This is a genomic window from Chryseobacterium sp. HMWF035 (assembly GCF_003094695.1).
GTDB classification, from domain to species: Bacteria; Bacteroidota; Bacteroidia; order Flavobacteriales; family Weeksellaceae; genus Chryseobacterium; species Chryseobacterium gambrini.
In genome coordinates this window covers 196,225-210,595 of sequence record NZ_QEHP01000113.1, presented here as the reverse complement: position 1 = coordinate 210,595, position 14,371 = coordinate 196,225, and the positions used below count along the sequence as shown (strand labels likewise).

At 36.6% G+C, this 14,371-nt stretch carries 12 protein-coding genes; 8 read left to right on the top strand and 4 right to left on the bottom strand.

Annotated features, from left to right (window positions below):
- Window positions 1-8 precede the first annotated feature (8 nt).
- A complete protein-coding gene (locus tag DD829_RS17245; RefSeq protein WP_108409845.1) occupies window positions 9-2,297 on the bottom strand; it encodes a TonB-dependent siderophore receptor in 2,289 nt (762 codons plus the stop codon).
- Between the two features lie 179 nt (window positions 2,298-2,476).
- On the opposite strand from DD829_RS17245, the gene DD829_RS17240 reads away from it, so the two are divergent.
- Complete coding sequence (locus DD829_RS17240) at window positions 2,477-3,532, top strand: Gfo/Idh/MocA family oxidoreductase (protein ID WP_108409846.1); 1,056 nt, start codon at window positions 2,477-2,479, stop codon at window positions 3,530-3,532.
- A 206-nt stretch (window positions 3,533-3,738) separates the two neighbouring features.
- Here the strand turns inward: DD829_RS17240 and DD829_RS17235 are convergent, their stop codons facing one another.
- Window positions 3,739-5,634, bottom strand: a complete 1,896-nt coding sequence (locus tag DD829_RS17235) for an ABC-F family ATP-binding cassette domain-containing protein (protein WP_108409847.1) — start codon at window positions 5,632-5,634, stop codon at window positions 3,739-3,741.
- A 271-nt stretch (window positions 5,635-5,905) separates the two neighbouring features.
- Between DD829_RS17235 and DD829_RS17230 the strand changes: the two genes are divergently transcribed.
- Together DD829_RS17230 and DD829_RS17225 are read left to right on the top strand one after the other, a co-directional pair.
- Window positions 5,906-6,421, top strand: coding sequence for a DUF1761 domain-containing protein (locus tag DD829_RS17230; protein ID WP_317047698.1), 516 nt, complete (start codon window positions 5,906-5,908; stop codon window positions 6,419-6,421).
- Window positions 6,422-6,467: 46 nt separating this feature from the next.
- Entirely contained in the window at window positions 6,468-7,598 is a 1,131-nt protein-coding gene (locus DD829_RS17225) for an 8-amino-7-oxononanoate synthase (RefSeq protein ID WP_108409848.1), read from the top strand.
- Between the two features lie 142 nt (window positions 7,599-7,740).
- On the opposite strand, the gene DD829_RS17220 is transcribed toward DD829_RS17225, so the two are convergent.
- On the bottom strand, window positions 7,741-8,592 hold the full coding sequence (locus tag DD829_RS17220) for a glycoside hydrolase family 25 protein (protein ID WP_108409849.1): 852 nt from the start codon (window positions 8,590-8,592) through the stop codon (window positions 7,741-7,743).
- 76 nt (window positions 8,593-8,668) lie between these two features.
- Here DD829_RS17220 and DD829_RS17215 point away from each other — a divergent pair, with 76 nt between their 5' ends.
- From DD829_RS17215 to deoC, 5 genes are all read left to right on the top strand, one after another.
- The gene (locus tag DD829_RS17215) at window positions 8,669-9,931 is read left to right on the top strand and encodes an NAD(P)/FAD-dependent oxidoreductase (protein ID WP_108409850.1); all 1,263 of its coding nucleotides are present in this window, start codon (window positions 8,669-8,671) and stop codon (window positions 9,929-9,931) included.
- Entirely contained in the window at window positions 9,928-10,599 is a 672-nt protein-coding gene (gene trmD, locus DD829_RS17210; protein ID WP_076390853.1) for a tRNA (guanosine(37)-N1)-methyltransferase TrmD, read from the top strand. The genes DD829_RS17215 and trmD overlap by 4 nt, the downstream gene beginning before the upstream one ends.
- 375 nt (window positions 10,600-10,974) lie before the next feature.
- Complete coding sequence (locus tag DD829_RS17205; RefSeq protein WP_116547974.1) at window positions 10,975-11,910, top strand: endonuclease; 936 nt, start codon at window positions 10,975-10,977, stop codon at window positions 11,908-11,910.
- A gap of 32 nt (window positions 11,911-11,942) precedes the next feature.
- Window positions 11,943-12,413 carry an Lrp/AsnC ligand binding domain-containing protein gene (locus tag DD829_RS17200; protein ID WP_076390855.1) on the top strand — a complete coding sequence of 157 codons (471 nt, stop codon included), beginning with the start codon at window positions 11,943-11,945 and terminating at the stop codon, window positions 12,411-12,413.
- A 6-nt stretch (window positions 12,414-12,419) separates the two neighbouring features.
- Complete coding sequence (deoC, locus tag DD829_RS17195) at window positions 12,420-13,163, top strand: deoxyribose-phosphate aldolase (RefSeq protein ID WP_410493821.1); 744 nt, start codon at window positions 12,420-12,422, stop codon at window positions 13,161-13,163.
- Between the two features lie 65 nt (window positions 13,164-13,228).
- Here deoC and dusB read toward each other — a convergent pair whose 3' ends face one another.
- The gene (gene dusB / locus DD829_RS17190) at window positions 13,229-14,227 is read right to left on the bottom strand and encodes a tRNA dihydrouridine synthase DusB (protein WP_076390857.1); all 999 of its coding nucleotides are present in this window, start codon (window positions 14,225-14,227) and stop codon (window positions 13,229-13,231) included.
- Between the last annotated feature and the right edge of the window lie 144 nt (window positions 14,228-14,371).

Below are 14,371 nucleotides of genomic sequence, written 5' to 3'. Positions count from 1 at the left end.
ATTCTTTTTTACAGCTTATACGTTAATGTAACATAATAGTTTCTCGGCGTAATCGGGTTCACGGAATAATTTTCGTGAACGGTGTAATTCTCTACATCAAACAGGTTTCCGACTTTCCCCTGAATCGAGAATTTCTTCCAGTCATATCCTGCTGATAAAGAAACTGTAGTATAATCTTTTAATTCGAAAATTCTGCTTACCCCATTTCTCTGCTGCAAACTGTTGGCTCCTGTTTTGGTATCATTCCATCCGGCAAGTCTGTCTCCGATATAATATACTCCGGCTCCTACTTTTAAGCCCGGAACCAATTTTGTGAATTTATAGAATACCGATGCATTTGCTGTTGTTGCAGGAGTTCTTACCAATCTTTGGTTTTCTACATATCCAAAAGCTTCCGGAGTATCTAAATACACAGAATTGTTATAAGAAAAACCTCCGATAATGGATAAGTTTTCTGTTGGATTTCCTGTGATATCAAGTTCAACACCACGGCTTCTCATTTTTCCAGCAAAATCTTTGGTAAGCCCTGCAGGATCTATCTGGTTGCCTTTATCATCTAATGCATTCTGATAATAATTTCTGTACAGAATCTGGTAAACAGTTAGATTAACTGCCAAAGCATTGTTCCAGAAATTCTTTTTGGCACCCACTTCATACTGATCGATATTCGTAGGCGTTAAAGCCTCTCCGTCTCTTAATCTTCCTACGTTGGCAACAAAAGAGTTTGTATAGGTTGCAAATGCTGAAAAATTATCGTTTGGCATATAAACAAAACCTAATTTCGGAGATATTGCCTGATCGGATGACGATGAATTATTAACCAGTGATTTTCCTGTGGTAGAATTCAGATTCACCAAACCGCTTGTAACCGTTTTAAATTTTGTGTTGATCGTAGGCATATTTTCAATGTAAGACCAACGCAACCCTGCAATAACTTTGAATTCTTTCGTAAGACTGATGAAATCCTGAGCATACACTCCGATTCTTCTTGTATTAATTCTGTTTTTCTCCAACATTTCCGCAGCCGGAATACTTCCGCTTGCCCACGAATCAGGATTGTCCAGATAAAGAAGACCATTGCTGTTTCCGTTAGTTCCATACAGATAGCTGTTTCCGTAAGCCAGTCTGTTGGTCGGATTATAGTAAGTATAAGCATCTGCAACTCCATAATCGGCATCCGCTCCGAATAACACTTTGTGGCTTATTTTTCCTGTATTGAATTCACCATTTAAATTAATCTGTGCAGAAGTATAGTTCTGTTCGTTGTATGTTCTGTTCAAAGGACGTTTCCAGAAAAGCCTGTCTGTAGATTTTTCATATCCCCACTGAACTCTTTCCGTAGAAAAATAATCCCTTGTATAATTCTGATAAGAAGCAGTAGCATTTAAAGACCATCTTTCATTGAACTGATGATTGAAGGTAACATTGGTAGTAACCTGCTCTATATTCTGATATTGCCAGTCTGTTCCTAAAAAAGCATTTCTCGGAAGAAGATTATTCATCTGGTAAGTATATCCGTCACGCTGCGTGATGGAACCAATTCCGAAATCCGGAGTAAAATCATTTTTAAGATAATCTGCCTCAACGATGATCTGTGATCTGTCGCTTAAATTAAATAAAAACGAAGGATTGAAATAATACTTTTCAGATTGTACCACATCTCTGAAACTTTCTGCATATTCATACGCTCCGTTCACACGGAAAGCAATATTTTTTGAAAGCGGACCATAAAGATCTACTGTCGGTTTATAAGAATTCCAACTTCCCGCATTCATTCCCACGCTTCCGCCAAAGTTGAATTTAGGCTTTTTAGTAATCATATTAATAACACCACCTGCAGCCGTATTTCCGTACAGCATTGCATTCGCACCTTTAAGAACTTCCACTCTTTCCAATCCGCTTACTTCAGGAAAAACTCCGCTGTTAACTCTGGAACCGTTCTTGAAAATATTATCATTTCCCAGAATGAAACCACGTCCTCCGAAACTGTCCTGAGAATTTCCTCTGGAAGAAGTTACATAGATTCCGTTAACGTTCTGCAGAACATCACTCAGTTGTTTTGCCTGTTGCTGCTCTATAATTTCGTGAGTAACGATGGCAATCGGCTGAGGAGTTTCCATCATCGTAAGATTAGACTTGGTAGATAATGGTCTTGCCTTGTTGGGATTTCCGGTTTTATGAAGATTAACGTCTTCAATAGTCTGGATTCTAATGGTATCAGCTTCAACGTATTTCATCTGCGCGTCCAAAGAAAGGGCTGCGAATACTAATCCTATTGTGGCTAGCTGCTTTTTCATGATAGTCTATTGTTATTTAGAGTGGTTTTAAATAAAGTGCAAATGTATATTATTATTTAGAATTAATAAAAATTATAAACTGATTTTTATCATTAATCTTTAATTTAGAAATTGTGTTTTCCCTTATTTTAGTAGGGATGAGAACTTTAGATTAAATATCTTTGTTAAAAAATAAATCTATGCAGTTAGTAAAAGTCGGACTTTGTGCGTTCGGAATGAGCGGAAAAGTTTTTCATGCCCCGTTTTTGAAAGAACATCCGGGATTTTTTATTTCCGCGATCGTGGAAAGAAATAAAGAAGAATCTAAAGAAAAATATCCTGAAGCACAAATTTACCGTTCCGTAGAAGAAATGCTGGAAAATGCCGATATCGAACTTGTGGTTGTGAATACTCCGGTACAGACACATTTTGACTATGCAAAAAAGGCACTGGAAGCAGGGAAAAATGTAGTGGTTGAAAAACCTTTCACCGTAAATGTTGCAGAAGCAGAAGAACTGGCAAAACTTGCGGAAGAGAAAAAATTATTTGTAAGCGTTTATCAGAACAGAAGGTTCGACCGCGATTATCTTCAGGTGCAGAAAATCATCAACGAAGGAAAACTCGGAAATATCAAGGAGGTGGAAATCCGTTTCGATAGGTTCAGAACTGAGCCGAGTGGAAAAGCACATAAAGAAAATCCTGAAGCTGTAGGTTCGGGTTCTCTGCATGATTTAGGATCGCATCTGGTGGATCAGGCAGTTCAGTATTTTGGTTTTCCCGAAAAACTGTTTGCCGATGTTTTTTCCATGAAAGGAAAAGAATTTGCCAACGATTATTTTGAAATTATTTTGTTTTATCCAAATGATTTAAGAGTAAGGCTGAAATCTTCAGTATTCACCAAAGAAGCGCATTTTGCTTATGCCGTTCACGGAGAAAAAGGAAGCTTTTTGCAGGAAAGAACCGATAATCAGGAAAATGAACTCGTTGCAGGAGCTGTTCCGGAATATGGCGAAGAATGGACAAAGCCTTTAACAGAAACCGATGGGATTCTGAATTATCTAAATGAAAATAAAGAAACTGAAAGAATTCTCACTTCAAGCGAACCGGGAAATTACATGAATTACTATCAGCAGATTTATGAATTTATCGTTTTCGGATACGCATTGCCTTCACCTGCGGAAGAAATCATCAAAAATATGAAAATCATCGATGCGGCTGCGGAAAGTTCCAAACAGGAGAAAGTGATTTACTTGTAGAGTCTTGGAGTTGTAGGGTGTGAGAGTTTTAGAGTCTGAGAGTTTTAGGGTTTGGGAGTTTTATTGCAGTTTAGAGTTATGAATCTTAAAGCAAGATTTTTTAGAGTAAGAAAATTTAATATCAATTAAAATATAACGCTCCATACTCTAAAACTCTCAGACTTTCTCACCCTAATACACTCAAACTCTCACACCCTCAAACTCAACTACGCTTCACCCAAAATCTCCTGAAGTTCAAGCCATCTCATTTCATGGTTTTCCAAAGTTTCAGAGATAGATTCCAGATCGGCAGAAAGTTTGGATATTTTCTCGTAATCCGCTTCATTGTTAAGCTGGTCTAATATTTTCGCTCTTTTTTCCTCTAATTCCGGCATTTCCTTCTCGATGGTTTCGAGTTCACGCTGTTCTTTAAATGAAAGTCTTTTCTTCTTAGTATTTGTATTGTTCGCAGCAGGAACTGTTTCTTTTACAGGCTCAGATTTTACGGAAACAGACTTTTCCAAAGCATCCTCCTTGCTTTTCGCTTCGCGGTATTCTGAGAAATTACCTGTAAAATCACGAATTTTCCCTTCTCCTTCAAAAGCAAGAATATGATCTACGATTCTGTCCATAAAATACCTGTCGTGCGACACAATGATTAATGAACCCTGAAACTGCTGTAAAAAGTTTTCAAGAACCGTTAAAGTCGGAAGATCCAGATCATTCGTAGGCTCATCAAAAATTAAAAAGTTCGGATTCTGGTATAAAATATACATCAGATGAAGTCTTCTTTTTTCACCACCCGAAAGTTTGGAAATAGGAGAGTACTGCGTCTGATCGTCAAATAAAAACAATCTTAAAAACTGGGAGGCAGAAAGACTTTTTCCGTTGGCTAAAGGATAAAATTCAGCAACTTCTTTAATGAAGTCAATTACTCTTTCATCTTCTTTATAAGTAAGACCCTTTTGCGAGAAATATCCGAAATGGATGGTTTCTCCGGTTTCAATCTCTCCTTTATCCGCTTTTTCAAACCCCTGAATAATATTTAATAAAGTAGATTTTCCCGCTCCGTTTTTCCCTACAATTCCTACTTTTTCACCTCTCTGGAAAGAATAGCTGAAATCTTTCAGCAACAATTTACTTCCAAAACTTTTGTCAATATTTTTAAGCTCAAGAATTTTATTTCCAAGCCTTTTCATTTCAAAATCAAGCTCTAAACCTTGTTTTCTTGTGTCTGTTTTGGCTACTTTTTCTGTTTCATAAAATGCATCAATTCTGGATTTGGATTTTGTAGTTCTTGCTTTCGGCTGCCTTCTCATCCATTCCAGTTCCTTTCGGTAAAGGTTGTTGGCTTTATCAATCGTAGCATTCGTGTTGTCCTCGCGAATCATCTTATTTTCAAGATATGTGGCGTAAGAACCGTTATGAACGTAAAGATTCTTATCTTCCATTTCCCAGATCGTATCGCATACACTGTCGAGGAAATACCGGTCGTGCGTTACCAGTAATAAAGTAATTTTTGTCTTACTCAGATAACTTTCCAGCCATTCCACCATTTCAACGTCGAGGTGGTTGGTCGGCTCATCCATAATTAATAAAGTATGGCGGTGTTCAGCTCTTGTTTCTGTTAACAATTTTGCCAAAGCAACACGTTTGATCTGTCCACCGGAAAGTGTTCCCATTTTAGCTTCCAGATCGGTGATTTTTAGCTGCGAAAGAATCTGTTTCATTTCGTTTTCCAGATCCCACGCTTTATGCGCTTCCATTTCAAGAAGAGCTTTTTCAATAAAATCATTGTCTGTGGAATGCAGAGACTGATGATAATTTTTCAGAGCCATAATCGGAGCCGAATCCAGAGTCATCATAAACTCATCAATCGTAATGGTCGGGTCAAAATCTATTTCCTGATCAAACAGAACTACCTGAATGTCTTTATTGATGATTACCGTTCCGCTGTCTGCAATTTCTTTTCCCATCAGGATTTTCAGAAGGGTGGATTTTCCGCTTCCGTTTTTGGCAACAATGGCAATTTTATCTCCTTCGTTTACATGAAAAGTAATATTTTCAAATAAAACTTTTATTCCGTAGGATTTGGTAAGATTTTCGGCAGAAACGTAATTCATTATAGTTTGATGGTTAGATTTTGAAACTTAAACTGAGCCGCAAAAGTACGAAAATGTATCAGAAAAAGCAGAAATACAATCCCGAAGCCTTACACGCGTTTTTTTCAATATTAAAACAATAATGAATTGTCTTATGTATTGAATTGTATTTGCTTTTGGTTTTATTTAATTATAATATTTTAGTTAAAATTAAATATTTATTAAATTTAATGTATTATTTAATGGATTTTTGATGTAGATTTATATTCCTAACATTATTAAAATTAAAACTATGATGCAAATCAACTACTGGGCTGTTTTTGCAGCCGCACTTGTCCCTATAATAATGGGATTTATCTGGTATCATCCTAAAGTTTTCGGAAAAGCATGGATGAAAGAAGTCGGTTTAACCGAAGAGAAAATGAAGGGTTCCATGATCGGAGTTTTTATTTTTTCCATCATGTTATCAGCTTTAATGGCTTTGTTCTTACAATTTGTAACGATTCATCAGTTTGGCGCGCTCGGAATGGTCGGCGGAGATGAAATGAACGCCAATCCGTCTTATCATGCCTTCATGAAAGACTACGGAATGGCTTACAGATCCTTTGGTCACGGCGCACTGCATTCTTCCATGACGGGATTTTTATTCGTGCTTCCCATGATTGCCATCAATGCAATGTTCGAAAGAAAATCGTGGAAATATACATTAATTAACGCTGCTTTTTGGACGGTCTGCATTACCATTATGGGCGGAATTATCTGCGGTTGGTATGCTCCGGACGGTTTTCACTGGGCAACACAAAAATAAATGTAATGTTTTAAAAAGTTAAGGCTACTTTTGCGTAGCCTTTTTTATGTCATATACTTTAAGAATTTTTCAGTCAGTTGCCGATTTGCCGGAAGACTGGAATGTTGTGATCGGAAATCACAATATTCTGCTTTCCGGAGAATATTTTCGTGCATTAGAAAATTCCAGACCGCAAAACATGGAATGCTTCTTTGTCGGTTTTTTCAAAGAAAATGAACTGATTGGCGGCGTTTTGTTTCAGTATCTCAGTTTTCTGCAGCATAAGACCTTTCAGAACAATGCAATATTCTGCAGCATCAGGAACTTTGTTGCAAAAAAGTTCAGTAGAGATGTGATGATTTTGGGAAATAATATGCTTACAGGACAGAACGGATTTTATTTTGATGCTTCAAAAATTACTTCCGAAGAAGTGATTCCGCTTCTGGAAGAAGCCGTTTATAAAATGCAGAAGGAAATAAGAAAAACATCCTTAATTATATATAAAGATTACCAGTCGAATTTTGTGAAATACTTTGAAGGAGAAAAGCATCGGAAATATTTCAGATTTTCCGTTCAGCCGAACATGATTCTTCGGATAAGAGAAAACTGGAATAATTTTGATGATTATATCAACGATTTTTCGAAGAAATACAGGGCAAGAGCCAAAACTGCCAAAAAGAAACTGGAAGGAATCATTAAAAAAGAACTCCAATTAGACATGATCAGAAAATATCAGTCTGAAATGAATGTTCTTTATCAGAATGTGGCAGAAAATGCCCCTTTCAATACCTTTTTTCTCAGAGAAAATCATTTTGAAAGCATGAAAGAAAATCTTGGAGGTAATTTCAGACTTTTCGGATATTTTTCGAATGAAAAACTGATTGGTTTTTATACCATGATCCTCAATAACAAAGATATTGATACCTACTTTTTAGGCTACGAAAAAGACTGTCAGAAACAAAAGCAGATCTATCTCAATATGCTTCTTGATATGGTGGAATTTGGAATTCATCATCGTTTTGAAAGAATTATTTTCGGAAGAACAGCTTTAGAGATCAAATCAACCATCGGAGCAGAGCCGACTGAAATTTTTGGTTTAATTAAGCATAATAATTTCATGATTAATCCTTTCCTGAAAACTATTTTTCCTTCTATTTCTCCCAAAATAGAATGGATTCAAAGAAAGCCGTTTAAATAGTTTTGTACAGAATTCACACAGGTTTTAGTTTGATATTTTCATCAATAGAAACGGGCTTCAGCCCGTTAACAATATAAGGTTTTTCGATTGGCTTCAGCCAAAGTTTCAGATGTTTAAAATTTGCAAAATCACCGGAAAAAAATCAATCCAAAGTCAGCCTCTTCAAAGACCACGAACTTCCGTTGTAAATATCCAGATCTACTTTTGTATTAATTCCGTGCACGATTCCGTTTTCTGTAAACTGCCAGAAATCCCACTCTGCATCGGGTGACGGAGCCGGAACATCATTGTAATTAGCTAGCCAGAGCGGATAATCATCAAATTCGCCCTTCAGGAAATCTTTGTAATAATGATAATACGTATAAATAATGGGTTTTTCGCCGTAAGTTTCCTCTACAATTTTGCACCACACTTTAAGGTCTTCAACCATTTTTTTATTTGTTTTGCGTTTCGGGATTTTTTCAATATCCAAAATCGGTGGAAGATCACCGCTTTCGAGCTTTACATTTTCCAGAAAATTATTCGCTTGAATGACAGGGTCTTCATCTGCTCTGTAAAAATGATAGGCTCCGCGGATTAAATTCTGTTTTTTTGCCTGTTCCCAGAAATCAGAAAAATGTTTATCGGCATTTCGGTTTCCCATCGTTGCACGCATCACTACAAATTCCAGCGGAATGGTTTTGTTTCCGATAGTAAGGCTGTCCCATTTGATGTCTTCTTTATTCTGATAATGCGAAATATCAAACCCATAAGTTTTATCTAAATTATTGGACAGGATTTTTTGAATTCTCAGCGTTTCTGTTTCACTGTTGTGAAGCTTTCTGTGAGTAAATTTATTGAAATATAAAGCGTAATAATAGCTTATGGACTGCCTTAAATACAATCCTGTTCCGATAAGAGCAATAATTAAAATTCCCAACACAATTTTTCTGCGGAAAAGATATTTTTTCCGACGGTTCTGATGGATCTTTTTGGCGGTTTTTTTGCTGTACATCGTTTGTGAATAAAGATTTACAAAACTAACTTTTTTCACTTCTAAATGCTAAATAAAATCAGTAAATTTGTGTACTATGGAAACACGCGAAAAGATCATCATCATTGGAGGAGGTTTTGCGGGGCTGCAGCTTGCGAAAACGTTGAATAACAAGAACAAAAAGGTTATTGTTCTGGATCGGGTAAACCATCATATGTTTCAGCCGCTTTTCTATCAGGTCGCATGCGGAAGGATAGAACCTTCCAATATTTCTTTTCCTTTCAGAAAAATTTTTCAGCGTTCCAGAAATACCCAGTTTCGTTTAACGGAGGTTAAGGAAATCGATACCGCAAATAATAAAGTCATCACCGACGAAGCGGAATTTACCTACGATAAACTCATCATCGCAACAGGATGTAAAACCAATTTTTTTGGCAATAATGATCTTGCAGGAAAAGCTTTCGGAATGAAAAATACTCAGGAAGCAATCAGTATCCGGAATCATGTTTTAATGACTTTCGAAAAGCTGATTCTAGAAAAGAGCCGAAGCGACGACGGAAACTGGAATATCGTAATCGTAGGAAGCGGACCGACCGGAGTAGAATTAGCCGGAGCTTTCTCTGAAATGAAAAAAGAAATTCTGCCGCGCGATTATCCTTATATGAATTTCGATCACCTGAAAATTATTCTGGTAAGTTCTACAGAAAAGCCTTTGGCGGTAATGAGTCCTGAAGCACAGCAGAAATCTGAAGAATATTTAAAAGATTTAGGCGTTACATTTTTAAGTCAGGAATACGTTACGGATTACGATGGCGATAAAGTGTATATGAAAAGCGGAAAAACCATTCCTTCCAATAATGTAATCTGGGCAGCCGGAGTTACAGGAAACGTTGTAGATGGTTTTCCTGCCGAAAAATTAATAAAAAACAGATACATTACAGACCGATACAATAAAATAAAAGGCTACGATAATGTCTTTGCAATCGGAGATATTGCGTATATGGAAACTCCGAAATATCCGCAGGGTCATCCGCAGGTGGCAAACGTAGCAATTAATCAGGCAAAAAATTTGGGAAGGAATCTCTTAAAGAAGAATGCAGGTGAATGGGTGGAGTATGAGTACGACGATAAAGGTTCTCTGGCAACCATCGGAAAACACAGAGCGGTCGTAGATTTACCATTTGTTAAATTTCAGGGATTTCTGGCGTGGTATTTCTGGATGTTTTTACATTTAATGCTTATTTTAAGTGTAAGAAACAAGCTTGCCGTGTTCTTTAACTGGATGTGGAGCTATTTTAATAAAGATTCTTCTTTAAGATTGATAATTTTGCCAAATAAGAAAAACGAAACAGTACAATGAGAATTGATATAATAAGCGTACTTCCGGAACTGATGGAAAGTCCGTTTAAAACTTCTATTTTAAGAAGAGCGATTGATAAAGGTTTGGCAGAAGTGCATTTCCATCATTTGAGAGATTGGGGAATCAACAAAAAAAAGCAGATTGATGATGAACCTTACGGGGGCGGTGCAGGAATGGTGATGATGGTAGAACCGCTGGATAACTGCATTTCAGAATTAAAATCCCAGAGAGAGTATGATGAGGTGATTTATCTTACACCGGATGGAGTTACGTTAAACCAGAAAATTGCGAATACACTTTCTATTAAAAATAATCTCATTTTCCTATGTGGTCATTATAAAGGAATCGACCAGCGTGTGAGAGATCTGCATATTACCAGAGAAATTTCGATCGGAGATTATGTTCTTACCGGCGGAGAATTGGCAGCCTGCGTTCTTGCAGACTCTGTAATCCGTCTGCTTCCGGGTGTTCTGAATGACGAGCAAAGTGCTTTAACGGACAGTTTTCAGGACGATCTTTTATCTCCTCCGATCTATACAAGACCGGAAGTCTACAAAGGTTTAGAAGTTCCTAAAGTCTTGCTGAGCGGAAATTTTGCCAAAATTGAAGAATGGAGGCATGATGAAGCTGTAAGGATAACCACAGAAAAGCGTCCGGACTTGCTTTAAAATAGATAAAAACAATCAGAGTTGTAAATAATCGGCAAATTTTATTGAAATTTTGACAATAGCAAATCATAGCTGTTGTTGTAAAAATGGTTGAAAAAATTCCTATTACCTAACTGTTCATAGAATTTTTTCTAACAAAAATCTAAATTTAAAAAACTGATTTTATTTGGGCTTAAAGGTAAATATTGTATAATGCATAATATTTTTAATTAAATTTATCTATTTGATTTAAAATATTCTTTTAATTATCTATATTTGAGTGATAAAATTAATTATCGAAATTTGTTAAAATTATTGACGATATATTAAATAAAATAATAAATTTACATAATCAATTTAAAAAAAGGAATTGTTTGAAATCAGAAAAGTGTGGTAATGGAGCTGTTTAGTTTTTACAACGTTGAAAATCTATTTTTACCGGATCCGAAACCAAAGCATAAATTAGATCCTACGATATCAGGACTCAGAAATTGGGATGAAGGAAGATACCGGAATAAGCTTTCCAAAATTGCACATGTTTTCAGACTGATGAAGGAGGAGAATGGTGTTCTGCCTTTTATGATCGGCCTTTCTGAAGTTTCCGGAAGGAAAGTTCTGGAGGATCTTGTGGAGATGGAACCTTTCAATTCGCAATATGGAATTGTACACTACAATTCTATGGACGAAAGAAGGGTAGATGTAGCCTTATTATATGATAAAAACAAAGTGGAAGTAATAGATTCAGAAACCATTACCTTCTTCTTTGAAATTATAAACAGAAGCACAGGAAATTACGATACAACAAGAGATATTCTTTACTCGAAAGTAAGATATAAAGACGAAATTATTAATGTTTTTATCGCGCATCTTCCCTCTAAACGCGAAAAAGATGTTAATAAGCCCAAAAGAGACTTTATCCTTTCTGAAATTCGGGAAAGAATTCTGAAGCTTGTACATAATGATAAAGAAAACGTATTGCTGTGCGGTGATTTTAATGAAAACCCAGATGATGAAAATTTAGTAAAAATTCTTTTTGATGATGCAGGAATAAAAGTATTGGAAAATCCTTTCCAGCGTCTGTTTTCCACGAGAAATTATTCTACTTTTCATTATAAATCGGGATTGCTGTATGACCAGATCATTTTATCGAAGTCTTTCTTTAATGATGACCGTGGTCTGAAATTTCAGGAGGCAAAAATATTTAATTCTGAAAAACTCAGCAGCCGTGACAGAAAATTTGCAGGCAGACCCTACAGAACCTACGCAGGAACGAGGTATCTGGGAGGCTACAGCGATCATTTTCCGGTTTTTATAAAATTCAGGAATTTGTAACAGACGTAAAAAACATAAATAAAGTAGAAAGAATGAAAAATTCAAACAACACGAGTTATCAGTTAGATTCAATCGATAAGGAAATTATCTATATGTTGATGGATAATGCCAAATCCTCTTTAGCTCATATTTCTAAGAATGTAGGCATCTCCACAACGGCAGTTCACCAGAGAATTAAAAAACTGGAACAGGCGGGAGTAATCGAAAATTCTATTTCCTTTCTTAATCCTAAAAAGATAGGGTATAAAGTGATTTCCTACATCGGGGTATTTCTGGATCAGCCAAGCCATTATCCGGACATGGTAAAATCGCTTAAGGATATTAATGAGGTGGTGGAAGCACATTACACAACAGGGAATTATACCATTTTCCTGAAAGTTCTTTGTAAAGATAACGACCATCTTATGCAGATTCTGAGTAAGCTTCAGCAACTAAAAGGGGTGATAAGAACAGAAACTTTCATATCTTTGGAACAGGGTATTTACAGACAACTGAAAGTATAATAAATTATGAATATTGCACAATATCTGGATTCAACATATTTGAAAACACCTGCACAGTCGGGGCTGTCACAAGAAGAAACTTTACAGAAAGATATAGAACTCACGCAGGAAGCGATAGATCATGGTATTTTTGCCGTAATGATCCGTCCGGATTATGTATCTGAAATTAAAAAGTATATTCAGGAAAAGAATGCAGATGTTGTGGTAGGAACGGTGATCGGGTTTCATGAAGGAACCTATTCTGTAGACGAAAAACTTGCAGAGGCTGAAAAAGCAATTGCTGACGGAGCAGATGAACTGGATTTTGTGATCAATTACAGTGCTTATCTGAAAGGTGATCTTGAACTCGTAAAAGAGGAGTTTGTACAATGTACAAAGCTTTGTCTGGAACATCATAAAATTGCAAAATGGATCATCGAAATTGCCGCTTTAAACGATGGGCAAATTGCTGATCTTACCAAAAACATTTCCGGTTGGGCAGAAGAAAACTTTTCTGAAAACGATTTATCCAAAATTTTCGTAAAGTCTTCCACAGGTTTCTATGAGACAGAAGGAGGAAAACCCAACGGAGCAACCTTTGAAGGAATTAAAATCATGCTGGAAAACGCCGGAAAACTTCCTGTAAAAGCAGCAGGAGGAGTAAGAACTCCGGAAGATGCCGAAAAAATGATCAGTCTTGGTGTAAAAAGAATAGGAACTTCATCTGCATTGGCGTTAATTAAAAATCAATCAGCTTCGGAAGGATACTAAGGAAAAGGAAAAAAACTAACAGTGAAAATAAAAAACCATCAACTTACTATTGATGGTTTATTTTTTTATGCCTGTTGCGCTAAATATTCAGTATAAAACTCCTGCGTTTCTTTAATCAGCGCATCCATTTCTGCTAAAGTAAACACTTCTAAAAATTTCTTTCTGAAATCTTTAAAATGAGGAACTCCACGGAAATAATTGCTGTAATGCTGTCTCATTTCCACCAGTCCTAATCTTTCGCCTTTCCATTCTGCGCTCCATTCTGCATGTTGACGAACAGCCAGTAATCGGTCTTCGATTGTAGGAGCCGGCAAATGTTCTCCGGTTTTAAAGAAATGCTTGATTTCGTTAAAAATCCAGGGATAACCAATCGCTGCACGACCGATCATAATACCGTCGCACGCATATTTTTGTTTGTACTCCAACGCTTTTTCAGGAGAATCGATATCACCGTTCCCGAAAATCGGAATTTCTATATTAGGATTTTGTTTAATTCTTGAAATATGTTCCCAGTCAGCTTCCCCTTTGTACATCTGCGCACGGGTTCTCGCGTGAATGGTTAATGCTTTGATGCCTGTTTCCTGAAGACGTTCTGCCACTTCATCAATATTAATGGAAGTACTGTCCCAACCCAAACGCGTTTTTACCGTTACAGGAAGGCTTGTAGAACGCACTACGGCTTTGGTAAGACGAACCATCAGATCAATATCCTTCAAAACTCCTGCTCCTGCTCCTTTACAGACCACTTTTTTTACAGGACATCCGAAATTGATATCAACCAGATCCGGATTTACCGTTTCCACAATTCTTGCAGACATTGCCATCGCTTCTTCGTCACCTCCAAAAATCTGAATTCCGACAGGTCTTTCGTAATCGAAAATATCAAGCTTTTTACGGCTCTTGATGGCATCACGAATTAACCCTTCTGAAGAGATAAACTCCGAATACATTAAATCTGCTCCGTGCATTTTGCAAAGTCTTCTGAACGGCGGATCACTCACATCTTCCATCGGTGCAAGCAAAAGCGGAAATTCCGGCAGTTCTATATTGCCAATTTTTATCATGGTGCAAATTTACGAATTTCTGAGCATTTCAGAATTTGATAATTTCTATTAATGTAATTGCTGTCAAATAAGCAGTGTAAAAAACGAAAATCTCAGGTAAATTATAATACTAAGCATGAAATTTAAAACCCTCAAACCCTTAAA

Excerpts from the sequence above, each read along its gene's own strand:
- DD829_RS17205 (WP_116547974.1), top strand. The coding sequence starts at position 10,975 with ATGGAGCTGTTTAGTTTTTACAACGTTGAAAATCTATTTTTACCGGAT.
- deoC (WP_410493821.1), top strand. The coding sequence starts at position 12,420 with ATGAATATTGCACAATATCTGGATTCAACATATTTGAAAACACCTGCA.
- DD829_RS17230 (WP_317047698.1), top strand. The coding sequence starts at position 5,906 with ATGATGCAAATCAACTACTGGGCTGTTTTTGCAGCCGCACTTGTCCCT.
- DD829_RS17200 (WP_076390855.1), top strand. The coding sequence starts at position 11,943 with ATGAAAAATTCAAACAACACGAGTTATCAGTTAGATTCAATCGATAAG.
- DD829_RS17220 (WP_108409849.1), bottom strand. The coding sequence starts at position 8,592 with ATGTACAGCAAAAAAACCGCCAAAAAGATCCATCAGAACCGTCGGAAA.
- DD829_RS17215 (WP_108409850.1), top strand. The coding sequence starts at position 8,669 with ATGGAAACACGCGAAAAGATCATCATCATTGGAGGAGGTTTTGCGGGG.
- trmD (WP_076390853.1), top strand. The coding sequence starts at position 9,928 with ATGAGAATTGATATAATAAGCGTACTTCCGGAACTGATGGAAAGTCCG.
- dusB (WP_076390857.1), bottom strand. The coding sequence starts at position 14,227 with ATGATAAAAATTGGCAATATAGAACTGCCGGAATTTCCGCTTTTGCTT.
- DD829_RS17240 (WP_108409846.1), top strand. The coding sequence starts at position 2,477 with ATGCAGTTAGTAAAAGTCGGACTTTGTGCGTTCGGAATGAGCGGAAAA.
- DD829_RS17225 (WP_108409848.1), top strand. The coding sequence starts at position 6,468 with ATGTCATATACTTTAAGAATTTTTCAGTCAGTTGCCGATTTGCCGGAA.
- DD829_RS17235 (WP_108409847.1), bottom strand. The coding sequence starts at position 5,634 with ATGAATTACGTTTCTGCCGAAAATCTTACCAAATCCTACGGAATAAAA.
- DD829_RS17245 (WP_108409845.1), bottom strand. The coding sequence starts at position 2,297 with ATGAAAAAGCAGCTAGCCACAATAGGATTAGTATTCGCAGCCCTTTCT.